Annotated in this window: 18 protein-coding genes and 1 CRISPR repeat array; of the genes, 10 read left to right on the top strand and 8 right to left on the bottom strand. The window is 58.5% G+C overall.

Annotated elements, in window-relative coordinates:
- Positions 1–146: 146 nt before the first annotated feature.
- From NW826_RS12620 to NW826_RS12610, 3 genes are read right to left on the bottom strand one after another with little or no spacing between them, the layout of a single operon-like run.
- Positions 147–2,702, bottom strand: a complete 2,556-nt coding sequence (locus NW826_RS12620; protein WP_414510299.1) for a UPF0182 family protein — start codon at positions 2,700–2,702, stop codon at positions 147–149.
- Between the two features lie 4 nt (positions 2,703–2,706).
- Positions 2,707–4,077: a TIGR03279 family radical SAM protein gene (locus NW826_RS12615; protein ID WP_414510298.1), complete on the bottom strand. Its 1,371-nt coding sequence runs from the start codon at positions 4,075–4,077 to the stop codon at positions 2,707–2,709.
- 20 nt (positions 4,078–4,097) lie between these two features.
- Positions 4,098–4,385 carry a DUF2103 domain-containing protein gene (locus tag NW826_RS12610; protein WP_414510297.1) on the bottom strand — a complete coding sequence of 96 codons (288 nt, stop codon included), beginning with the start codon at positions 4,383–4,385 and terminating at the stop codon, positions 4,098–4,100.
- Between the two features lie 170 nt (positions 4,386–4,555).
- On the opposite strand from NW826_RS12610, the gene NW826_RS12605 reads away from it, so the two are divergent.
- Positions 4,556–5,803 (top strand): hypothetical protein, encoded by a 1,248-nt coding sequence (locus tag NW826_RS12605; RefSeq protein ID WP_414510296.1) that lies wholly within the window; start codon positions 4,556–4,558, stop codon positions 5,801–5,803.
- A 2-nt stretch (positions 5,804–5,805) separates the two neighbouring features.
- Here the strand turns inward: NW826_RS12605 and NW826_RS12600 are convergent, their stop codons facing one another.
- Positions 5,806–6,765, bottom strand: coding sequence for a J domain-containing protein (locus NW826_RS12600; RefSeq protein WP_414334891.1), 960 nt, complete (start codon positions 6,763–6,765; stop codon positions 5,806–5,808).
- A gap of 518 nt (positions 6,766–7,283) precedes the next feature.
- Between NW826_RS12600 and NW826_RS12595 the strand changes: the two genes are divergently transcribed.
- From NW826_RS12595 to NW826_RS12575, 5 genes are all read left to right on the top strand, one after another.
- Positions 7,284–9,401, top strand: coding sequence for an NAD(P)/FAD-dependent oxidoreductase (locus NW826_RS12595; protein ID WP_414510295.1), 2,118 nt, complete (start codon positions 7,284–7,286; stop codon positions 9,399–9,401).
- Positions 9,402–9,852: 451 nt separating this feature from the next.
- Positions 9,853–10,191, top strand: coding sequence for a hypothetical protein (locus NW826_RS12590; protein ID WP_414334890.1), 339 nt, complete (start codon positions 9,853–9,855; stop codon positions 10,189–10,191).
- A gap of 47 nt (positions 10,192–10,238) precedes the next feature.
- Entirely contained in the window at positions 10,239–10,580 is a 342-nt protein-coding gene (locus tag NW826_RS12585; protein ID WP_414334889.1) for a histidine triad nucleotide-binding protein, read from the top strand.
- Positions 10,581–10,665: 85 nt separating this feature from the next.
- The gene (locus NW826_RS12580) at positions 10,666–11,316 is read left to right on the top strand and encodes a precorrin-8X methylmutase (RefSeq protein WP_414334888.1); all 651 of its coding nucleotides are present in this window, start codon (positions 10,666–10,668) and stop codon (positions 11,314–11,316) included.
- A gap of 173 nt (positions 11,317–11,489) precedes the next feature.
- Positions 11,490–11,864: a hypothetical protein gene (locus NW826_RS12575; protein WP_414349257.1), complete on the top strand. Its 375-nt coding sequence runs from the start codon at positions 11,490–11,492 to the stop codon at positions 11,862–11,864.
- Positions 11,865–12,031: 167 nt separating this feature from the next.
- On the opposite strand, the gene NW826_RS12570 is transcribed toward NW826_RS12575, so the two are convergent.
- Positions 12,032–13,780, bottom strand: coding sequence for a diflavin flavoprotein (locus NW826_RS12570; RefSeq protein ID WP_414334886.1), 1,749 nt, complete (start codon positions 13,778–13,780; stop codon positions 12,032–12,034).
- Positions 13,781–13,896: 116 nt separating this feature from the next.
- Positions 13,897–15,663 carry a GTPase HflX gene (gene hflX / locus NW826_RS12565; RefSeq protein WP_414334885.1) on the bottom strand — a complete coding sequence of 589 codons (1,767 nt, stop codon included), beginning with the start codon at positions 15,661–15,663 and terminating at the stop codon, positions 13,897–13,899.
- Between the two features lie 121 nt (positions 15,664–15,784).
- Between hflX and NW826_RS12560 the strand changes: the two genes are divergently transcribed.
- From NW826_RS12560 to NW826_RS12545, 4 genes are read left to right on the top strand one after another with little or no spacing between them, the layout of a single operon-like run.
- Positions 15,785–16,375: a hypothetical protein gene (locus NW826_RS12560; protein ID WP_414510294.1), complete on the top strand. Its 591-nt coding sequence runs from the start codon at positions 15,785–15,787 to the stop codon at positions 16,373–16,375.
- A 3-nt stretch (positions 16,376–16,378) separates the two neighbouring features.
- Positions 16,379–16,816, top strand: coding sequence for an SRPBCC family protein (locus NW826_RS12555; RefSeq protein ID WP_414510293.1), 438 nt, complete (start codon positions 16,379–16,381; stop codon positions 16,814–16,816).
- A gap of 37 nt (positions 16,817–16,853) precedes the next feature.
- Complete coding sequence (locus NW826_RS12550; RefSeq protein ID WP_414510292.1) at positions 16,854–17,435, top strand: peroxiredoxin family protein; 582 nt, start codon at positions 16,854–16,856, stop codon at positions 17,433–17,435.
- Between the two features lie 26 nt (positions 17,436–17,461).
- Entirely contained in the window at positions 17,462–19,120 is a 1,659-nt protein-coding gene (locus NW826_RS12545) for an ABC1 kinase family protein (RefSeq protein ID WP_414369013.1), read from the top strand.
- Positions 19,121–19,355: 235 nt separating this feature from the next.
- A CRISPR array of direct repeats spans positions 19,356–20,356; the repeat unit is 36 nt; unit sequence GTTCCCCCTTCGGGGGGATCCCTAGAAATTGGAAAC.
- A 111-nt stretch (positions 20,357–20,467) separates the two neighbouring features.
- Here NW826_RS12545 and NW826_RS12540 read toward each other — a convergent pair.
- Together NW826_RS12540 and NW826_RS12535 are read right to left on the bottom strand one after the other, a co-directional pair.
- On the bottom strand, positions 20,468–21,331 hold the full coding sequence (locus NW826_RS12540; protein WP_414348400.1) for a hypothetical protein: 864 nt from the start codon (positions 21,329–21,331) through the stop codon (positions 20,468–20,470).
- 870 nt (positions 21,332–22,201) lie between these two features.
- Positions 22,202–23,356, bottom strand: coding sequence for a response regulator (locus NW826_RS12535; RefSeq protein WP_414510291.1), 1,155 nt, complete (start codon positions 23,354–23,356; stop codon positions 22,202–22,204).
- Positions 23,357–23,580: the final 224 nt, after the last annotated feature.

Raw genomic sequence — 23,580 nt, 5'->3', positions numbered from 1 at the left:
CACGTTGCTGGTTGAGCGACGTTGGATAACAGTAGTCATGATGGCAAACTTCCCTAAGGAAGCGCGAAGATTGACAACACAACCTTAAAACATCCGTTAAGTTCTGTCAACTGGCTGTGGGAAATCTGAGAAGGGATCCCCCAGCCTCAGCGGTTGGAGCGGCGACTGCCGGTGGGGGAGAAGAGGGCTTCCAGGGCCTGGCTGAGGGTTGGCTCCATCACCACCCGGTCTTCGTAGGCGGCGATGACCCGGGTGAGCTGGGGCAGGCGGCCCTGTTCTGCCTCCAGGTAGAGGGGCTGGACGTAGAGAAGCGAGGTCTCAATGGGGATGACCAGCAGGGTGCCCAGGTTCACCCGCGACCCGTGTTCGTTCCAGAGGGCGATTTGCTCGGAAATGGCGGGATCCTGGTTGACCCGCGCCTCTACCTGTTCCGGCCCGTAGATGAGGCGCTGCTTGGAAAACTCATACACCAGCAGCTTGCCGTAGTTTTCCCCATCGCAGCGGGCGGCCATCCAAGCCACCATGTTCTGCTTGTTGAGGGGGGTGAAGGGGGAAAGCAAGACAAACTCGGGCCGGTTTGGGGATCCCTTTTGTGGCTCCTCCGGCAAGGTGAGGATGAGGTACTGGGGCTGCATGGGAAGGCGTCGCCGGTTGCGGAATTGGTTGGGGATCTGCCACTGGTCTTCCCGGTTGTAGAAGAGGCGGGGATCCGTCATGTGGTAGGCGGCAAATTGCTGCACCTGCAGGCGGAAGAGATCCTGGGGGTAGCGGATGTGCCGCCGCAGCGGCTCCGGCATGGCCTCTAGGGGCTGGAACAGGCTGGGGTAGATGCGGGCGTAGGCTTGGATGAGGGGATCCCGAGGGTCGGCGATGTACCAGTCGATGCTGCCGTTGTAGGCGTCCAGCACCGCCTTGACCGAGTTGCGGATGTAGTTGAAGGGGAAGCCGGGCAGATGCTCCGAGTAGGGGTAGCGGCTGCTGGTGGTGTAGGCATCGAAAAACCAGTAGAGTTTGCCCCCTTGAATCACCAAGTAGGGATCCTGGTCGTAGAGCAAAAAGGGCATCACCTGGCGCACCCGTTCCCGGATCTGGCGGCGATAGAGAAAGCGGCTGCTGGGGGAAAGCTCGCGGCTGAGAAGGATGCGCAGATCCCGGAAGTGCCAGGCGTAGAGAAAGCGCTGCCAGAGGTGGGGGATGGGCACGCCGCCCGTGCCGCGGTAGCTGCTGTAGACATAGCGATCGGCAGCGGGATAGTCCAGCTCCCTTGCCTCGGCTCCCACAAACACGTCGGTAGTGGTCAGCTCGCCGTAGTAGAGAGCCGGCTGATCCACTTCCAGCACCTGCGCCACCTCCGGGTAGCGGGGAGAAACCCGCGGTGGGATATCCGAGAGAAAAAAGTCCGGCAGTCCCTCTGGGGTAACCACGTTCACCGGGCTGAGGGTGAGGCCATAGCCGTGGGTGTAGAAAAACCGCTGGTTAACCCAAGTTTGGGCCGTAGGCGGCACCTGGGCAAAGTCCAATTCCCGCGCAGCGTGCATCACCTGGCGCAGTTCCCCGGCAATGCGGTAGCGATCTACATTCACATAGGGAAACTGGTAGTAGGGACGGATCTCCTGCAGTTGGCGATAGGTGGCCAAGAGGGGCTCCGTATCCCAAAGACGCACGTTGCGCAGGGTGGATTGATTTTGCTGCAGCGTTGCCAGCGTCAGGGATCCCTCCTCTGGAAAGGGTTTCACCTCCACCTCGGTCAGGCCAAAGCCAGCGCGGGTAAAGCGGATGTTGTGCTCGATGTAGGGGCGCTCCAGCTCCAGCTCGTTGGGCGTGACCAAAAGGGTTTGCACCAGTTGCGGGTAAAGCCGGGTGGTCAGCAGCCCAAACCCCAGGTAGGCTCCCCACAGCAGAGCCGGCGCTAGCAGGGAACTGGCCCAGGCAGGGCACCAGGGCTTGAACAAGGGAAGGTTGAGGCGGATCCCCTGGCGGGCCAAAACCCAAAAGCCAACCGCTGTCAGGAAAGCCACCCCGCTGATTAGAGTCGTGGCCGGCAGGGTGGCGTGGACATCGGTAAAACCGGCGCCAAAGACGACGCCGCGGGTGGAGTAGAGCAGCTCGTAGCGCTCCAGCCAATGCCCCCAGGCGCGCAGCAAAAACAGGGCTCCGCCCAAGATTAGCAAGTGCCGCTGGGCAAACAGGGAAAGGGCCAGCGTCAGCCGCTGCTCCGATAGCCCTAGCTCCACCAGGTAGATGAGCGCTGTCGTGATCAGAGTGAGCAGCACCAAGTTGAAGCACCAGTGCTGCAGCGTCTCCCAAAAGGGCAGGCCGAAAAGAAAAAAGCCCAGATCGCGCCTAAAAATCGGATCCGACTCCCCCACAGGCACTTGGTGCAGCCAGAGCAGCAGTGTAAACCAGTGCCGAGAAAGAGACCAGGCCAAGCAGCCGCTCAACCCCAGAGCAATGGCCCAGGCCCAGGCTGTGTTGGCGCCCCGCCAGCAGGCGCGGATGTTGGATCCCACCACCGCCAGGGCAAAGACAAAGGCGCCTAGGCCCAGCCCCCAGCGAGCCATCACCCGCGTCCACAGCACCGGCAGGGCGTTCAGCTCGGCAAACCAGGCCAGATCTACATAAAAGGCCGCCAAGCCGCTGATGGCCAGGATCCCTAGCCCCACCCAAAGTAACAGGAGCAACCCTCGCCGCAACCGCTCCATGGACTCAGGGCATCCCACTCAAACTCGCTCTTGATCCTAGCCCTTGCACCGCCTCCAGCAAGCCCGCCGGCCCGCCGTCCACCCGCACCACTGGGATCCCGACTTGGGCCTGCAACTCTTGCCAGCTCAGATCGTCTAGAAAGCGCTCCCCATCCTTAAGAGCAATCTGGGGCAAAAGTAGCCCATCGTAGCTTGCCAAGTTTTCAACGGATTTCAAAGCGCTGAGGATGTCCTGCCCTGTCAGCAGCCCGGTTACCGTCAGGGTCTGTCCCCAGAATTGGCTGGCAATGGGCAACAGATCCAACTGCAGCCCCCGAATGCTGTTCATCCGCTTGACCACGGGCTGGAAGGCCTGTTCCACGGCGTTGCCCACCACCCAGAGAACTTTGAGGGGAGCAGGGATCCCAGCCGGCAGCCGCACCTGCTCGAACTCGCTCAAGAACAAGCGCAGGGATCCCACTCCATTGCCCAGTTGGGGGTAATCTTCGTAGTGCTCTGCCGGCGGCAATTCCCGACCCGCCAGCAGATACCACTCATCAGCCAGCCAGGCAAAGGTGGATCCCAATTCTTGCCGAAACTGCGCCTGCAGCGCTTCCACCTGCGCAATCACCTCCGCCGCTTTGGCAGCATCCACCGGGATTAGCTCATCATTGGGGGGGCGAAAGCGGGTTAGCCCCACCGGCACCACGGCCGCCGAGAGGACGGTCGGGATCCCTTCAACAGGTTGGCCAAAGGCGGCCAAGTCCAGAAGGGTGCGAGTTAGCTGCTCCCCATCGTTCCAAGCTGGGCAGACCACCACCTGGGCATGCAGTTGCAGGCGGTGTTGGCGAAACCAGGCCAACTGCTCCAGGATCAAGCCGGCACGCGGGTTTTTGAGCAGGCGGCTGCGCAGCTCCGGGTCGGTGGCATGGACCGACACATAGAGAGGAGAAAGGCGCAGGCGGGCGATGCGCTCCCACTCGGCAGTGGTCAGGTTGGTAAGGGTGAGGTAGCTGCCGTAGAGAAAGCTGAGGCGGTAGTCGTCGTCTTTGAGGTGCAGCGTTGCCCGCATCTCAGGGGGCTGTTGGTCGATAAAGCAAAAGGGGCAGGCGTTGTTGCATTGGATGAGACCATCGAACAAAGCCGTCTCAAACTCCAGCCCCAGATCCTCGTCCATGTCTTTTTCCAGCTCAACCGTGCGCTGGATCCCTTGGTTGTCCAGGATCTCCAGGCAGAGATATTCATCAGCACACAAGAAGCGATAGTCGATGAGGTCGCGGGGTTTCTCGCCATTGATGCTCACCAGCGCCTCCCCCGGCTGAATGCCCACCTTTGCCGCCAGGGATCCGGGTAGGACGGCGCTGATGCGGGCGGGCTTGAGGCTAGCACGAGACATGGCGCGCCCAGAGCCTAAACCTACTCCAAACAGCGGCGAATTGCTGCTTCCAGCTCCGACTGGCTGAGCTCGGTAACCACAAACACCTCTTGCACGCTGCTGCCCTTGCGGGCAACCAACTTGTATCCCCCTCGAATGGGCACCGAAACCCGCAACTGTAACTGCGGGATCCGCCCCCGACTGCAAGACAAGGCGCCCGGGGTTACAGTTTTAATGCCCGGCTGTCGAGTCAGGCGCTCCAGGACAGGGATCAGCCCAGAAATGTGGGTGGAGTGGTTCCAAACCAGACGACCAGCAGGCTCAGACATAGCGGCAACGCAACAGCGAGAGGGGCTGGATCTCCATGCTAAGCTCTTGCCCTTGCAACTGAGAATAAACTGACCTCCCTCAAACTTTAGCGAACTCTCTAAGTTCAAGCCTTTTGGAAGGTTTCCTCTGTGCTAGTTTGGTGGCAGCAAGCGCAAGGGTCTCCTGACTTATGGTTGCCGAGCAAGTCATCCTAGAGATTCCCGAAGCCATCCTGAAAGGCCTGCAGAATGGGACCTACGAGCGCGTAGGCGGCGTGGTGCGAGAAGTGGCCTCTAAGCAGGTGGTGGCCTGGCTGAGAGAAACAGGGGGCTTGACACTCGCAAATAGCATTGGCAACTGGATCCCGGGAGTGGATATCATCAACGGGATACTTGCCAACATTCAGTTGAGACAGATCAACCTAAGACTCATTGACATTAGCAATAAACTAAACACTGTCTTAGGCTTAACCCAATTCAATACTGCTCTTGGTCTGGCTAACCTGGGTTTGTCTGCCATAGGCTTTGCGGTCGTTATCTCTAAGCTTGATCAAATTGACTCTCGAATTCAACATCTTCAACAATCCATCTCAGAGCTCAAGGATACAATAGATAGATCGCTCCTTGCTAAGGCTAAGTCTGCTATCAACGTTGCAGAAATAGCTTTGAAGATGTCTTCCCAGACCAACAGGAAGCGATTGGTAACCGAGGTCATTCAGCCTCTGCTTGAGGCCGAGCACTATTATCAAGCTGCGTGGGATTCCAATTGGAACGAGAACAACGGCATTTTGGCTCGCGAGTACATCTTAATCCTATCTTTAGTCTATGTTACGGAGATTAAATGTTACTTAGAGCTGGAGGAGCATGAGATGGCTCTGAAGCGCCTGGCAGAGGCAGAGGAAATTTTAAAACCTCGTATTAGAGATTACATCAAGCTTTTATTGACCAAAAATCCTTCAGGATATCTCCACAGGACTTGCCAAGGAGTCAGCCTATCGAGCGTTGTGGAGATTCTCAAGTATGCAACGGGTGAATCCGATACGAATAAGCTGTTTGACGAATATATACGACCGGCTATTTTCAGCGCACAAGACATTGAATCCTATCTTGATAGTATGCCGGTAAGATCTAGGAATGCCATCCTTGCCCTCATTTCCCCATCTCTGGTTGGTTTAGATTGGACATTCTGGGATCGCCTACCCTGGAACACCGCTGCTCGGAGAGACGTCATTTTCAAGCTAATGTCTCGAGTAAATCAAGTTATAGCGACTGCCCAGTCCATGATCGAATTGGACAGGAGGCTAGAAGGCTACAGATACGAAGTCACTGAAATGACTCGGCTTGGTCTCAGCTACCAAGAGTGGCAAAGTCTGGTTTTGCCACCGAGGAGCTCGCCGGAGAATCCGGACTCCAAGGTTTTGCTTCTGCTGCCGGCCTAGGATCAATGGGGGTAGAATCCACCGCCCAAACCAAATAGAACTGCCAGTATGCCAATACCAACAGCGACTCCAGCCGCCAGCTTCAGATCCTCCTTTAGCTTCTCAGCGTCCGCTCTTTCCTTTATCGCCGTCAATAGAAAAAGCTGATCCTCTCCGCTAAGCCCGCTTATAAACTCAGGGGATAAAGACTCAAGGGAGAGACTCTTAAAGTAGTCGATCCTGCTCCTGTAGTAAAGCTGAAGTTGAGTGAGTTCCGCACTTTTTTCTTTCTCATGTAGGGCGATTTTTGACTTCGCCCTTTCTTGGAAACTTTTGGCTGTCTCCACTTGCGCTTTACTGTACCTGTCAGAAAATGCTGACCAAGCAAATGCAAAGGCAATGATTACAAGTATAGTACCAATCGCTCCCCAGCCTCCTAAGAAAGCCAAAAAGCCCAAAAACAAAGAGAAAAGGCAGTTCTGTATGTTTTCATCCTTAGTAAGGAAGGCATAATCAACTCTGGCATCCTCTTCCTTAATGCCGATTGAAATAAGGTTTCTCCTTAGCTCGGACTTCACTTGCTCTATCTTTTGATTGTAGTTAACTTCGATACTTTCCTTGCGACGCTCTATTTCCTTTGCAGCTTTCTGTATCTTGTCAGGGTCGAACGGCCAAGTGCTGCCGTCTTGGGTGCTATAGCTGGGTTTGGCTTTCAGGCCTGGGCTATACTCGCTCCCTTTGGTCTGCGGAGCCTGGGAAGCCCTTTGAGAGTCGTAGGCTTTTCGCTTGACAGGGTCACTTAGTATCGTGTAGGCCTCTTGGATCGACTTAAACTTTTCTTCAATGTATTGTCGAGCCTTGTCCGGTGTACCGGGAGGGAGACGATCCGGGTGATACTCTTTGGCAAGCCGCCTGTAGTTCTCTTTAATTTCTTCAAGGGTCGCGTCAGGCTTTATTTCCAGCTCGCGGTAGAAATCTTTCATGAAGGGATCCCGTCTTTGCTACCTTGCCAGGAGGATTCTACTGTTACCGCTGAAAGCCTGTAAAGTGCTGTTTGATACCAGTTTGTTGTGGGTTGGCTACAACAGCACTTGAGTTTTTAACCAACGGGAGCGGAAGAGTTGGGTGACCAAGGAGCCACAACCTCGCCCAAAATGCCTTGGAGATCCCCTACCTGCGGTTGCTGTCCTGATTTTGGCCGGGGGCAACAGCCGCCGCATGGGATCCGACAAGGCTTTGGGGATGGGATCCCCCTCTTACGACGGGTGGCCCAGGTGGCAGCAGCCTATGCCAACGCAGTTTACATTCTCCCCCCCTGGCCGAAGCGCTATGCACCGATGGCGGATCCCGCCTGGCACCTCTGGCGAGAAAATGTTTCCCCGCTTGCTGGGCCAGACTCAAACGATGCTCACCAATTGCAATACCCCCGCCGATTTGCAGCTTGGGCAAAAGCCGGGCAAGGAGTGATCTTTAGGACAAGCCAAGGGGATAGGATCGCCTCGTGTCACAATGGGTGAAGATTTGCTCTGTTTTCTATCTCGGCGCCGTGCTCAAGCCCCTGTACTATCGCGAGATCCCTTGTCCAGACACTGCCCAGGTGCTGCGCTGGCTGCAGGAGTGTATCCCCTTGCCTCAGGGCAGCCAAAAACTGCCGACTGCCACTGGCCTGCGCCTGCAGGGATGTGGGGCCGAGCTGGCCGTTTTCCTCTGGTCGGGGCTGAACACCACCTATCTCAAGGTGTTCCAGTGGTCGGAGCGGCCTTTCCCCCGGCAGGGGCGCTGGCTGAGAGAGCTGGAAAAGGCTATCCAGAGCCGATTTCCCCACCGCTACCCGCAGTTGCCAGCTATCGATCTCAGCCAGGGATCCATCTTTGAGCAACTGGAGCCTTTTTACCCGCAGACGGTGAAGTATTTCCGCCGCATTCCCAACGGCGAGTTTGACTTGCAGCGGGTTTACTGGTGGGAGAAGCGCTGGCGGGAAGAAGTGCAATCCCCCCATCCTCAGCGGCAGCCGGTGCTGTTTCGCCAGCCGGCCCCTGAACCTGCCCCCTTGGAGTGGGACTTGGTGATCGTGGGCGGGGCGCTGGGGGCCATCTACGGTGCGGCCATGGCCCGCTTAGGTTACCGCGTGGCCCTGGTGGAACGGCTGCCCTTTGGCCGCATGAACCGGGAGTGGAACATCTCGCGGCGGGAGCTGCAGACGCTAGCGGAGTTCGGCCTCCTCAGCCCCGAGGAGATAGAGAGCCTCATCCTCAGGGAATACACCGATGGGTTCAACAAGTTTTTTGATGGCAACAGCCCCGTACGCGCCCCCGTCCTGCACACGCCGACGGTGTTGAACCTGGCCATCGATGCCGAAAAGCTCCTGCAGCTCTGCGGCCAGATCCTGAGATCCTGCGGCGGCACCATCTACGAGCGCACGGAGTTCCGGCGGGCCTACATCGAAGACCAGGGCGTCACGGTGGTGGTGAAAGATTTAATCGGCCAAGCTGAGTTTCGGCTGGGATCCCGCCTGTTGGTGGATGCCATGGGGACGGCCTCGCCCATTGCCCAGCAGCTCTACCGCCATCATGCTTTTGATAGCGTCTGCCCCACCGTCGGGGCCACCATTGCAGGAGGGTTTGAGCCGGGAGTATGGGATCCCCAATTTGGCGACATCCTGGCCAGCCACGGGGACATCAGCCGCGGTCGGCAGCTCATTTGGGAGCTCTTTCCCGGCCCCGGCGAGGATCTCACCTTCTACTTGTTCCACTACCACCAGGTACATCCGGAAAATCCGGGATCCCTGCTGGAATTGTACGAAGACTTTTTCACCATCCTGCCGGAGTACCGCCGCTGCAACCCAGAGCGCCTGCAGTGGAAAAAGGCCACCTTCGGCTACATTCCCGGACGGTTTAGCCCGCAGCGGACTCCAGAGGAGCCCTTCGACCGCGTCCTCTTGATTGGGGATGCGGCGGCCCTGCAATCCCCCCTGAGTTTTACCGGGTTTGGATCCCTGGTGCGCAACTGCCCCCGCCTCTGTGACCTGCTGAACACAGCCCTGCGCCACAACCTGCTCAAAGCCTCTGACCTGGCCCAGATCCGCGCCTACCAGGGCAACTCCGCCGTCACTTGGCTGTTCTCGCGGGGGATGATGGTGCCCACCGGCAAGGTATTGCCCCCCGAACGCATCAACGCCATCCTCAACAGCTTTTTCGGCATTCTCGCCACCGAGCCGCCAGAGGTGGTGGATGATTTCATCAAAGACCGGGCCGGCTGGCTGGCCTTTAACCGCATGGCCATCAAAGCGGCTTGGCAAAACCCGCGGCTGCTGCTGTGGATCTGGGAGGCCGTAGGGGCCAAGGGCTTTGCCCAGTGGCTACCTACCTACTTCGGCTATAGCGGGCTGGCCTTGACTTCAGCTTTGCTGAGGGGCTGGCTCCCAAGGCTGGTGCGGCGCCTGCAGCCCTGGTTGGAAGTCCATTATCCCCGCCTGTGGCTGCGCTGTCTGCACTGGAGCTACACCCTCACCTATGGAGTGGGGCAGCCGCGCATCGAGTTTCATCTCCCCGCCCCCAGCTCTCCTGTCCCGGAAAATATCCAGAACCCAGTACCCACTTGGATAGAAGAAAGGGCCTAGGCTGGAGACTTTCGCCACGCCAGTTGTTTCTGGGCTTTCGCTCTTTTGGAAGCACCATCTCTCTGACGCCCCCAGGAAAGGTGGGCGTCAACTGCTTTGTCAGCAGAGTCAACCAGCAAAAAATCTCGATGAGTGCTGGCAGTCCTTACTTGGGTTTGCTAGCAGTTATCTGCGCAGGATTGTTCGCTGGAGCGCTCATCAGGCAAAGCTCACCTCTTTGGTGTTGAAGCATCCTATCTCCAGGTAGTGACCAGTGGCAAAAGAGTCGTGTCCGCCTGTTCTTTAGTCTTGGCAATTGGCCCAAGTTGAGTATATAGTCAGTGCCTAACATCCAGGTTCAGATCGACGACGGATGGGAAAAGATCCCAGTTTCAATTCTGTCGAGAGATTGCTGAACTCCTCTTTTGCAAAACCTCTGTTTTCGCAAGGAAACCCTCTAGGACTGAGCCCAATGGTTTACACTTTTGAGATCATCGGCATTGCCCCTGCCCTCGAGTTCTTCTGTCAGCAGCAGGAGCTGGCAAAGCGGCCCTGTGGGGTGGAATACTTAGGCACCAGCCCTTGCACCTTGGATGCGCTGCTGGGATCCCTGGAGGAGGTGCCGGCCCGGCGGGGTTGGGATTGGGATCAGTTGGTGGAAACCGTCATCTGCTTTTGGTGTAGCAACCCCGATTTGGTGAGTTTGTGGCAGTCTCGCTTTCGGGATGCTGGGCAAGATGCCCTGTTGGTCTCGCGGGTGGGGCACATTCGCTCGCTGCAACAGGAGTTTGAGTGGCTGCTCAACCAATGAGGGCCATCAGCGGCTAGGCTAAGGTCAGAACTGGCTTGTAACCACCCATGAGCGACACGGTTTTCGGCAAGATCATCCGCAGGGAGATCCCGGCCCAGATTGTCTACGAAGATGAGCGGGCCATCGCCTTCAAAGATATCGCCCCTCAAGCCCCTGTCCACATCTTGGTGGTGCCCAAGGAGCCTATCCCCGGCATTGCCCAGGCCAAGCCCGACCAGGAAGCGTTGCTGGGGCATCTGCTATTGACGGCTCAGCGGGTGGCTGCCGAGGCAGGTTTAAACAAAGGTTATCGACTGGTGATCAACGAAGGGGAGGACGGCGGGCAGACCGTCTTTCACCTACACATCCACATTCTCGGCGGTCGAGCGATGGGTTGGCCGCCGGGTTAGGCGATGGCTTTTCCCACCAATCGGAGCCTCTGCAGGTACAATCCTGTCATTACCGAGAACAAACGGCGGGCGGGGTCTGGAACCGATGGAGTGGCATGTCACCGATGCAGAGAGCCTGATGATCATCGACCAGGAGGTGGGTAAGCACGAGCTTTCTCCTGCCGAGTATGAAGTGGTTCGCCGTGTTATTTATGCTACTGCCGACTTTGAGTACTTGAACCTTATCCGTTTTGGCAACGAAGCCTTGCAAGCTGGAGCGGCGGCTCTGGCAGCGCGTACCACCATTGTGGTAGATGAGCCGATGGTACAGGTAGGCATTGCCTGGGCCGTCCAGAATACCTTTTCCAACCCCATCTACTGCGGCAGCGAAGCGATTACTCGCCCCCAAAAAGATAAGACCCGCTCTGCTTGGGGATTGGAAACCCTGGCCCAACGCTATCCTGAAGCAATCTTTATTATTGGCCAATCCCAAACGGCTCTTTCCACGTTGGTTCGGTTGATTACAGAAAAGGAGGTGGCTCCTGCTCTGGTCATCGCCACGCCGGCTGGGTTTGTGAACGTGGTGAAAGCCAAGCAGGAGCTGGCCGATTCCATGGTGCCTCATATCCGCACCGAGGGACGCAAGGGGGGCCCTGCAGTGGCTGCGGCGGTGTTGGATGGCCTGCTGGACTTGGCTTGGCACGCCTATGTACGGGCCGGCAGTGCAGACCATTCCGGCAAATCTGCTAGCGGGTAGATGGGCATTGACAAGGGATCCCTATTGATTTGATGGAGTGGGTCTGGATTGAGCTGATCCAGATCACAGGCTTGGCGGGATCTCCGTCATGCCCCCCTCAGTCCGGCCTTGAGAAGATGGGAGCCATCTTCTCAGTGCTGGACAGTAGAGAGCCTAAAGCGAGGGATCCGGTCATGCGGCAGTTCATCTGGGTTTGGGGAAGCGGCTGGCTTTTGGCTTTGGCCTTGGCCCCGGCAGGGTGGGCCCAAGCGGAGGTGGCGGCTCTTTTGCCCGCTGGACAGCCGGCTATAGCGCCCTCTCTCCCTGGGCCACCGGACATCGACCGGAGGGAAGCTCGGCTCAGCCCCTACCAGCGCTGGCAACAGCAGCATGCTGCTGCGGAGATTCCCTCTTCTGGATGCGGGGGAGTTTTCTACCGCCTCTCTCAGGAAGCGGAACAGAGCCCAGAAGGGCTGCCTTTTCCACTGCAGCCAGACGGGATCCCTTTGGGAGAAGACAGCCCTTTTTTCCTGCATCCCAACGGGCTGCGCTACCGACAGTCTTATTGAAGTTTGGAGGGAAGTTTTTGCATCGGCAGAGCGGCTGTTTCCGAACCTGGCGAATCTCCCCTCTCCCCTAGGGAGAGGGGAGAGGGGCGAGCTGCGAGTACTGGCCTTGCCCCAGGCCAACCCTGAATCTCCCCTCTCCCCTAGGGAGAGGGGCTGGGGGTGAGGGATCAGTAATGATTCCCCACCTTGCGGTGGTGGATGGCAGTGAGGCCCTCCAGGTTGGAGACCCGCCCGGCTTCCACCGTGCTATACACCACCCAGTGGTCGCTGGTTTCCAGACGGCTGACCACACGGCATTCCAGGTAGGCCAGGGCATCGGCCAGGATGGGGGATCCGTTGGCGGCGGGGTAAGTTTTGATGCCGGCAAAGCGGTCGGCCCCTGGTGGGAAGCGCTTCAGGAAGTGGCGCATCAAGGGCTGGTAGTGGCCCTCCGGTAAGGCGTTGAGGACGAAGGTATCCCCCACCTGCAGGAAGGACTCGATGGCCCGGTCTTTGGCCACGGCAACGCTGATCCCCGGCGGATCGCTGCTGGCCTGGGCCACCCAGGAGGCGAGCATGGCGCTGGTGGCCTGCCCTTTGCGAGCGGTGAGGATGTAGAGGCCGTTGCTGATGCGGCCCAGGGCGCGATCCAGGTCGGCATCGAGGGCTTTCATCTGCTGAATGCTGCGATCCCGGGTCAGCCATTGCCCCAAGTCGGTACCCGCTTCTTCAGCCACTTGCAGCAGAGCTTCGCTGGCAGGCTGCTTGAGCAAAATCGGGGCAAACACCTCTTTGGCACCGATCTCCTGCAGCGTGTTGCGGCAGAGGTAGACCGACTCATCATCTTCGCCGCCCGACTCGAAGAGGCCAAAGCCCTGCTTGCTGTGGGCAGAGGCCAAGAGGGTTTTCAGCAGCACCTGGGTGGTGGCCGCATCTGGCCCCGATTGGGGCGGCATGCCTATCACCACACCGGCGGCCAAGCTCATCAGCTCGCGCACCTCGTGGGCATCCACCAGCCGCAGATCCACCAGCTCCACCTGGGTGCCGGTTTTTTGGATCCCGTGGGCGATGGCTTGAGCCAGCACTTCCGCCTGGCCATATCCCGACAGGTAGAACACCGCCACCATCCGTTCGGCTTTGGCCTGCTCCAGGCTCCAGGTGCGGTATTGCTCTACCCAGTCGGACAGGTGATGGCGCAGCAGGGGGCCGTGGCCGGTGGCAATGGCGGCGATAGGGGGCAAGGCTTCCATGCGCTTCAGAGCCGAGAGCACCGAGCGGGCGTTGGGCCCCATAAGGCAGTCGTAGTAGAGCTTAAAGTCTGCCTGCAGCAGGTGGGGATGCTCATCCCAGGCGAAGTCGTCGCAGTAGTGCATCCCAAACACATCGCAGGTGTAGAGGATCTGGGTGCCGTGGTCGTAGGTAAGGATGGTGTCGGGCCAGTGCAAGTTGGGGGCGGAGATAAACTCTAGGACATGGCCCTTGCCCAGATCCAGGCGATCCCCCTGCTTCACCACCAGCCGCCGGAAGGGCCGATGCACCAGGTCTTCCAGAAATTGCATGGCCACTTTGGAGGCCACCACCGTCGCCTGGGGCGCCAGCTCCAGCAGATCCCCCACCAAGCCGCTGTGATCCGGCTCGGTGTGGCTGACCACCAGGTAGTCGATCTGGGCAGGATTAAGGAGCCCCTGCAGGAGATCCAGGTACAACTGGCGAAATTTCTCGTGGGAGGTGTCGATGAGGGCCACCTTCTCGCCGCGAATCAAAAAGGAGTTGTAGGTGGTGCCGTTTTCCAGGGCGAATTCAATGTCAAACCGATCTCGATCCCAATCTTGAGAGCGAATGGCGAGGGTATCGGCGCCAATGGGCAAAGTTTGCAGCGTCAGATGCGACTGGGCCAGGTGAGGTGCGACTTGAGGTGCAACCGCAGTAGTGACCATGTTCTCTCCCTAACCTGAAGTCGGTTAACAATTCTGATCTCAATGTAACTGAATGTTTATGCCGAGGCAGGATAAATAATGAAAGGCCCAGGTTTCGAAATCCTTATGGAATGCTTCTAGGGATCCCTGGGTTCCTGCCAATCGAGGGAGTTGAGATTCAAGGCTGCCGCAAACTGGGCCAAGGTGCGGCGCAACTGGTTCAGATTTTGGCCGGTAGCAGCAGAGACAAAGAGAGCTTTGGGGTAGAGCAGGCGCACATCTTCTACCCATTCGGGATCGAGGCGGTCAATTTTGTTAAACACCAATTGTCGCGGCCCGGTGGCCAAGGGCATGCCATCCAGCAATTTTTCCACCGCCTCGATCTGCCCTTCCCAGTTGGGGTGAGAGAGATCCACCACGTGCAGCAGGGCGTCAGCCTCTGTCACTTCCTCCAAAGTGGCCTGGAAGGCGTCCACCAGTTGCTCCGGCAGTTCCGTTAGAAATCCTACCGTGTCGGTGAGCAGCACCGCCTGGTGGTCGGGCAGCTCCAGCCGCCGGGTAGTGGGATCCAAGGTGGCAAAGAGCTGATCGGCAACATAGACCTGGGCGTGGGTGAGGGCATTCAGGAGGGTGGATTTGCCGGCATTGGTGTAGCCCACCAGCGCCACCACGGGAATCTGGGATCCCTCGCGGCGTTGGCGCAGCCGTTGCCGGTGGCGGCGCAGCTCTTCTACTTCTTGCCGCAGCTTGCCGATGCGCCGCTGAATGGCCCGTCGCTCCATTTCCAGTTGGGTTTCCCCAGGGCCGCGGGTGCCGATCCCACCCCCCAGTCGCGACATGGTGCGCCCTCGACCGGCCAGGCGCGGCAGCAGATATTGCAGTTGCGCCAGCTCCACCTGTAACTTCCCGGCCCGTGTTCTGGCCCGCTGGGCAAAGATATCCAGGATCACCTCGCTGCGATCCACCACCCGCACCCCCACCGCCTCTTCCAGGGTGCGCACCTGGCTGGGGGTGAGCTCGCGGTCGAACACCACCAGGTTAGCCCCCAGATCCTGTACCAGCAGCGCCAACTCCTGCACCTTACCAGAGCCAATGACTGTGGCGGAATTGGGGCCTTCCCGCCGTTGCCAGAGGGTTTGCAGCACCTGTCCGCCGGCACTTTCCACCAGGCGGCCCAGCTCTGTCAGCCTGTCCATCAGGTCTTCGCGGCTCTGCCCCAGCTCCTGCAGCCCCACCAGGATCGCTCGCTCCTGCTTGGGATCCACCTGGCGGGCGGTCAATTGGCGCCGAAAGCCATCCTCCAGCTCCGTCACCAGCTCCTGCAGATCCTGTTCTGCCAGGATCCCCAGGGGCAAAGGCTCCGAGACCTGCCAGCGGTGCCCCTCCTGCGGCACCAGGTGGGCCAGATAGGCGCAGTTGACAAAGCCCGTGGCCGCTCCACCTCGCCGCCGCTGCCCTCCTGCCTTGGCCACGGAAAGGGTGATAAGGGCATCCAAACGCTGCAAAGCCATGGCCGTCAGCGCTTTCTGGCCGGGGCCTCCTGCCCCAGTTTGGGTGGTGATGCAGCGGATCCCGGAGAGGCGCTCGGCTCCCTGGCGAGGCAATTCCCAGGCCGGGATCTGGGTCTCAAAAGGGGATCCCAGCCCCACGCGGATCACTTGGCCGCGCCGGTTCAGGTAAACACTGATGGGCTGGCCTTCTAGATCTTGAGTCAGGGATCCCAACCGTTGGGCAAACTCCACCGTCACCAAGCGGTTGGGGGGTAGGCGCAGTTGGTAAAGCCGTTGCAGTTGTTTTTGCTGGTAGGGCTTTAACCCTTTGACCTGTTCGCGAAAAGGGCGCGCGGCAATGGCAGAACTAAAGCGTGAGTCGGCTGGATGGCGAGAGGTGCTAACCTTGGGCATAGGAATGGGCAGAAACCCAAGAACGAGCTTTTATCTACCATACACGCCGGCTGCCAAGCCCGTGAGTGGCTCAGATCCTTGCCCCATAGATAGAACCCACCTTAGGGACGCGGCCCAACAAATGAGAAAAAGGTGCTGTCTTGAGCAAATCGCGCCGGCGGGACGGAGTCCTCTGCCGGTTCTTGCTTGGCTAACCGTTGGGCTGCTGGCGGGATCCCTCATGGCCTGCCGCCAGAGGGCTGCTCCGGTTTCCCCAGAGCTGGATCCTGTTCGGCGTCACATCGGCAAAGATGGCACGCACTTTGAGGCTTCTTTGGGGGATACCCGCGCCCTTCCCCCTCACTTTCCCCCTCATTTGCAGTTGCCCAACGCTGCCGTTGTCTCTTCCGGGCAGATTTGGGATCGAGGGGGGGGCCTTGCTTCCTTGATTTTGCAGACCTCTCAGCCTCTGGAGGAGATTGCCGCCTACTACCGCCGTACCCTGTGGGGCCGGGGCTGGGATCTCCTCTCGGATCTGGAACAGGCCAACGGCATCCGCACCTTGGTGTTCGAGTCTCCCCCCCACCCTGAAAAGTCCCTGTACCAGGCAGTCATTCAGGTGGGATCCCCCCGCCGCGGGCCGGATCAGGTGGAGTACCGCGATATCTTGATTTTGCTGAGTACCGTCATCCCTGTCGGCAAAGCGCAGCCTGCTGCTGTAGCCTCTCCTTAAAGTATGCCCGTCTATACCCAAGCGATGGAGATTGCCGCTGACGTGGCGCGGGTGGAGCACTGTCTCATTGACCCGGAGCTGATGCGGCGCTGGCTTAACCCGCTTTTGGGCTGCGAGGCCCTGGGATCCCCTACGGGGCAACTGGGCAGCCGCTACCGCTTTTTCCTGCGCCTGCCTCTCATTGCCCCCAGCCTGGACTGCGTGATCGCCGAGCGGGCCGAGGGTCTGGTGCAGTGGCAGTTTGAGGGGTTTTTTCAGGGCACTGACCGCTGGGAGTGCCGCCCCCAAGCGTCGGGAACGCTGTTGGTGAACCGCTTTGAGTTTTCCATCCCCAACCCCTGGGTGGCGGCAGGGTTCTATCTGGTGGCGGCAGAGCTGACCCGGCGGGACATGCGGGCACAACTGCGGCGGCTAAAGGCAGTGGCCGAGGCTTTGGGTTAGGCTGGTGGCAGGTAGTAAAGAAACGTAAAAAATGGCAATGACCAGCAACAGCGGCCTGTTCAACCGTCGCTTTTTCGACAACTTCATCCCCCAGCCGGCCAACAGCCCTCTGCAGATTGGCGAGCTGGCCCCCGACTTTGAGCTGCCCAATGTACACGGGGATCCCGTGCGCCTGTCGGACTACCGCGGCCACCAGCCGGTGGTTCTGGCTTTTACCCGCATTTTCACGGAAAAGCTCTTCTGCCCCTTCTGCTACCCCCACATCCAGGAGCTGAAGGCCCGCTACGAGGAGATCCGGTCTTTGGGAGCAGAGCTGCTGATGATTACCAGCACCGACCCGGTGCAAAGCCAACAGATCCAAGCCGACCTGCAACTGCCCTATCCGCTGTTGGTGGATCCGGAGTGCAAAACCTTCCGGCTCTACGGTGTCGGCCAAGCGCTGGGGGCGCCCCTGCCGGGCCAGTTCATCGTCGATCGCGAGGGGAGACTGCGCTTTAAGCACCTCTTCTCCTTTGCCCAGCCCAACGCCGAGACCGACGAGGTGCTGCGGGCCTTGCGAGAAGGGCTAGCCGGCGGCTGGGACGGGACCCGCCGGGTGGCTCCCGTGCCTTTCCTTTGATATCTGCTGTGCGGGAGGGAAAAGGAGTGGTCTTTGCGCGGCTGGCCCAGAGCGGCGCCCGGCAGGCGGAGATCCTGGAAGTAGTCCTGCGCCACGGCTGGGACTACATGCGGCGCTTGCTCTCCTTGGGCAAGGCGGAAGAGCCGCAACTGCCGCCGCCGATGGTGCTGCGCAACATCCTGGTGGATCTGGGGCCGGTTTATGTGAAGCTGGGCCAGTTGCTGAGCACCCGCCCCGATCTGTTGCCGCGGGAGTACATCGAGGCCCTCAGCACGCTGCAGAGCAATGTGCCCCCCGTGCCCTGGAAGGCGGTGGAGATCCTGCTGCGCCAGCAGTTGCAAAAGCCGCTGGAGCAGATATTCAGCAGCCTGGACACGGAAGCGGTGGCAGCGGGATCCATCGCCCAAGTCCATCGCGCCCGCCTGCTCAGCGGCGAACTGGTGGCCCTCAAGATCCAACGGCCGGGGCTGGAAGCAGTGGTGGAACAGGATACGCGGCTTATCCGTGGCATTGCTGAGCTGGTGGCGCAAACGGAGTTCGGTAGGCTAACAGACGTGGTGGCCTTGGCCAATGAGTTTTGCCGGGCGCTGCAGGCGGAGCTGGACTTTACCCAGGAAGCCCGCCACACGGAGCAACTGCGGCAACACCTGCAGGCTAGCCGTTGGTTTGACCCAGCGCAGTTGGTGGTGCCGCGCGTCTACTGGTCGCTCACCACGCCCAAGGTGCTGACGCTGGAGTGGATCGAGGGAAAGCCCCTGCTAGAGGCGGATCGCAGCGATGTCGATCCCAAACAGATCGCCCGCCTGCTCACCCGCGCCTTTTTCCAGCAGATCTGCCTTGACGGCTATTTCCACGCCGATCCTCACCCCGGCAACCTCTTCTACCTGGGATCCGGTCGCGTGGCCCTCTTGGACTGCGGCATGATTGGGCGGCTGGATCCCCGCACGCAGCAGATTGTGCTGGAGCTGATTTTGGCCATCGTCAGCCTGGATGCCCAGCGCTGTGCTGAGCTCACGCTGGAACTGGCCCTGCCGGAAAGTCCCAGGGGCAGCCCGCGGGATCCCGCCGTCAGCCTGGCCCAACTGCAGAGGGAATACGAGCGCCTCTTGCGCCAGTACTACACCCTGAGCGTTGCCGAGCTGGATTTTAGCGAGCTCTTTTCCGAGATCCTACAGGCGGCACGGCGCAACCAGATCCGCATCCCCGGCAACCTGGGACTGTGCGCCAAGGCCCTGGCCAACCTGGAAGGGATCGCCCGCCAGCTCACCCCAGACTACAATCTGCCGGAGCAAATTCGCCCCCTGATGGCCGATGTGTTTCGGCAGCAGTTGCTGGGGGATGCCCCCCTGCCCTCGCTGCTGCGCACAGCCCTGGATCTCAAAAACCTCTCGCTGCAGTCGCCGCGGCAACTGGAAGTGCTGCTTAGCCGCATCACCTCCGAGACCCAGCGCTGGAACCTGACGGTGCAGGAGCTGGAAGGCCTCCGCACCAGCCTGGACCAGTCGGCCAACCGCCTCTCCTACAGCATCCTGGTTGGATCCCTGATTATTGGCGCTGCCATCATCTCGGCCCAAACCCAGCGCTTCCAGGTCTTTTGGCTAAGCGAGCTGCTCTTTGGCGCCGCCAGCCTGCTGGGGCTGTGGCTCATCCTCAGCATCCTGCGCTCCGGTCGCCTGCGGGGCTAATCCCCTACGCATCTCGTGTTGGCAAAGCAACACAAAAACGGTATCAGCGGCTTTGCGAGCGCCTCGCCAAATCCCGCAAAGGCCGATTCTTTCGTTGACCCGCTCGATGCCTTGCCCCACAAGGCTTTCAGGCCTCTTGCCCCCCCTCTTCTAGGCCCTTTTTCGCCGTCTTCGACCGACCCCCTCGCAAATGGGTCTTGCATTCCTTGCCCCACTTGGGTTTAATAGGGGTAGTGTTCCCCCTTCGGGGGGATCCCTAGAAATTGGAAACGAAGCTGGTTAAGAGGGTGGCTGAGATTCAGAAAACAATCTGTTCCCCCTTCGGGGGGATCCCTAGAAATTGGAAACAGCATTCCTGCGCATACGTACGCGGGAATGCTGGCCGTTCCCCCTTCGGGGGGATCCCTAGAAATTGGAAACACCCGGGAAATGATTCCCGAGGGCGGTAAGAACATTTCGGTTCCCCCTTCGGGGGGATCCCTAGAAATTGGAAACTACCCCCCTGCGGTAGAAGAGGCCTGATCGATGCTGATCAGGGTTCCCCCTTCGGGGGGATCCCTAGAAATTGGAAACTCGATGACGGGTGTGGCCTTGCGCACAGCCTGCAGCTGTTCCCCCTTCGGGGGGATCCCTAGAAATTGGAAACAATCTCCAAAAACCGACGATGCTCCTGAATCAAATTCGGTTCCCCCTTCGGGGGGATCCCTAGAAATTGGAAACAGTTTCGTGCTGTCCAGGAAGGGTTTAGCCAGTTGGTGGGTTCCCCCTTCGGGGGGATCCCTAGAAATTGGAAACTCCTGGGTATGGGATTGGTGAGCGGGTGGTGCTCTCGCGTTCCCCCTTCGGGGGGATCCCTAGAAATTGGAAACTGGGCAGCACACTGACCCGGGACAGCGCCGACTTGAGTTCCCCCTTCGGGGGGATCCCTAGAAATTGGAAACCTTTGCGGCAAGCCTCAATCTCTTTAGTAAGTTCTTGTTCCCCCTTCGGGGGGATCCCTAGAAATTGGAAACTTAATATTGCGCCGGGTATTAACAAGGTTATTACCAGTTCCCCCTTCGGGGGGATCCCTAGAAATTGGAAACGCCCAGGGCCACGAAGAATCGCTCTGGTCCATGGTCGCCCGTTCCCCCTTCGGGGGGATCCCTAGAAATTGGAAACTCTCGTGGCGCATCTGCAGTGCGAGCGTCACCACCTTCTGTTCCCCCTTCGGGGGGATCCCTAGAAATTGGAAACTTCCAACTAGCCTCTTCCTTGTTGCCTTGGACGGAAAAAGTCAAGATTGGCGTGCGTGTCTTGGAGCTCATTAAATAGCTCTCAACCGTTCGCGTCAGCGGGACGGAATCCTCACTCAACGAAGTCTCTCTCTTCATCAAGAGCGCTGAGAGAGTCCCACCTTCTATGGTCACTCGGCAGAGACAGAGCTGGATCCCTAAATCCTGGCGTAAGTACAGCTTGAATAAGGTAGCAGACAAAGCTGGCACATTTTTCTGTTTCTATCGCTACTTGTCTTTCTGAAAACCTAACTACTATCCAGCCGCTTTCTGCAAAGAAATCGTCTCGCTGGCTATGTCTATTGTCATCTAGTGCATGATGTGGTACTCGCTGACCATTGTTCTGGTACCAAGGTTCGTCAACTTCAACATCGATAAGTAGAGTTCTATTGTTACTAGATACTTGTATTGCTATGTCGGGCGTATACGGAAAATCAAATCCTGGAACCTTTAGGGAGGATTGTTCAGGTAGAAACTTAACTGGAAGGTTTTCCATCTTTATTATCAAGGCTTCTCTCAGCCGGCGATCATACCTACCTGCGCGAGCACCCTGACCTAAGAAAGGTTGGCATAAATCTAGGGGTTGAAATATCAGACCATTTTCCCAGTTCCTTATGATTTGAGCTACCTTGTTTTGATATTCGCGCCTATATTCTTCGACTTGTTGTTTGTAATCTGACTCTATGCGATCGCACTCTCTTCTCCAAAGGACAAGTCTCTCCTCATATCTTTTTTGTTCTTGAGGATAACTTCGCATTTTTCTCTCATATTCTTCCATTCTCTCTTCATAAGTCCAGGATTCGTATAAGAATTGGGCTAAGGTAGCCACGCCTGCAATCCCTGCCAAGATTAGAAAGAATGGCGCTTCAGCAATAATCAGCGCAATTAGGGCAGCAACTCCAGCTCCAGTTGACAGGGCAGCCTGGAGCTTGTCCATTACACGGGTTGGGATCTCTGGTAGTTGCGGCTTGACTGGTCGAGGGGGTAGTTGAGGCGGCTCAGGTTTTCTGGGGGGAGGGGGCAGTTCTGGCCCTCTCAGTTGCAGGCTGATAGGGGTAGGGAGAGCTATATAGGGATAGCAGTCTCTCCGCTCATATTTGAGGATGGGGTGGGGCTTCCAGCTCGGCGTGTGCATTGTATTTTACTTGACCTGGCACGTTGTCCCGTAATATGCCAGAGGCCACTTTTCCAGTCAATTCTCCCTGACGGCTGTAACAGCCTAGCCGCAAGGAATCCCCTGTTAATGAACGGCTCTGAAGATCTGCAGGCTGCCGTCCGGCTTCACCACCACCTTCTTCTTGCTTTTGGCTGTCGCGTAAGAGAAGACAATCTGACGTGGATTTAGGTTAGGCTTAGGCGGCTCTTCTCCCTGTGCCTTGGCCCGCAACCGGTCGGCCAGCCCAGGATGAGAGTGTACGCAGGCTCGAATCCAGGGATCCCTAGATCCGTCTCGCCCAGCTCCCCTGCAATCTCGCCCAGCTTTCCGTACAAAGCCACGCCAAGGATGGGCGTTGACTCGCTTGGGGGGCCCCGCTATCCGCTGTCTTATTTGCTTCTGCATTTCCGTTAGTCAAGTAGTCAAAGCTGCCCTCAAGCCTTTGCGGGGTAAGGCTTTCAGGGCTGACTACGGTGTGGTCAGGTTTAGTCAAGTAGTCATCGTGTTCCAGGGATCCGCCACCACCTCGCGGGGATCCCTGGGCTGCGTTTTGACTGCCTGTTCCCCCTTCGGGGGGATCCAACTTCCCTCACCCCTGGCCCCTCTCCCAGTGGGAGAGGGGAGGCGAGCGGTTAGCTCTTCGGGGGATCCCTAGAAATTGGAAAAGAAATTGGAAACAAACAGAAGCCGCCTCACTTCTTCGTTAAGCTGGCTTTCGTTGAAGGGTTTGGTCAGGTAGCCAGTTGCTCCCGACCATTTGCCGCGGATGCGAGCTAGCAGGCCATCGCGCGAGGTAACCATTAGGATGGGGAGGGACTTAAACTCTTCCAAGCTGCGCACAATGCGGCAGAGCTCCAGGCCATCGATCCCCGGCATGGCGATGTCCATCAACAGCAGATGAGGCCGATGCTGAAACAACAGAGGGAGCACCTCGGCGGGGTTGCCTGTTGTAATCACTCGATAGTTGGACAAATATTGCCGCAGGATCTCTTGCATGACCACGCTGTCGTCCACCGCCAAGATGGTTATCGGGTTGTGGGGCTTGGTCTGCAGCAGCTCTTGGGGTGTTTGCAGGCTGACCAGCCCTTTTTTGACCCAGGCCGCAAAGAGATTGGCCACCTCCAGACGATCCCGACACAGCTTCTTGGCGATCACCTCTAGCGACTGGCCGTCTTTGGTGAGGGCGTGCAGCTTCTGTCGCTGCTCATCGGTGATGCGATAGCGGTTGACCCGCTCCCAGTTGACCACCGGTATCGCCAGCATCGTGGGAATGGCCACCTTCAAATCTGCCCATCGATCGTGGCGGCGGGCTGCTTCTTGCAACAGAGGCTCCAACTCAAACCCGCCGATGGGGGCCTCTTGGGCGACCCGTTCCTGCACTTCGAAGTAGCAGGCGCCTGACCGCTCAAACAGGTAGCGGTCGAAATCGGTGAGCAGGTTGAGCCACAGGGCATCTTCCAACTCTCCTGGCTTGAGCAAGCCCAACTGCGTGATGGCCTCCAGCAGCTCGGGCAGGGAACGGTTCTTCAGCAAGCGCTCTTGCACCACCGAGATGGCCCGCTGCGACCATTCCAAGTTGAGGCGGGCGATGAAGCGAGATAGGCGTTTCAGCAGGATTTGCGTGTTGAGGGGTTGATCGGCAGAAAAGAGGAGCCTGCCGTAGTAATAAGTCAGTACCCAGGGTTCTGCGACCTCGGCAGGATCCAGCCCTCTGAGGTGAAGGTGCAGGTAGCCAGTAGTAAACCGCCGGCCTTGCTGCCTGAGCAGGGGCGCAAGTTCCTCCGAACCGAATAAGAAAGGGGACATGCGGCATTCTCCAGGCCAACTTCTTCAGGCCAATTGCCGGCCTTGTTCTAAGCTGTACCAACGCCTTGAAGGGTCGCCGTTTCAAAGCTGGCTACGGTTCCCAATTGAGAGCTTGCCGTTGCGCCTGCAGCAATTCTCGGATCCCGGCTTGGGCCATCTCCACCATTTGCAACAATTGCGGTCGGCTGAAGCAGCCGGCTTCGGCAGTGCCCTGAATCTCGATA

The organism is Synechococcus sp. OH20, assembly GCF_047502685.1.
Taxonomy (GTDB): domain Bacteria; phylum Cyanobacteriota; class Cyanobacteriia; order Thermostichales; family Thermostichaceae; genus Thermostichus.
Note: the sequence above shows the minus strand (reverse complement) of the source record. Positions and strands in the feature narration are given on the sequence as shown.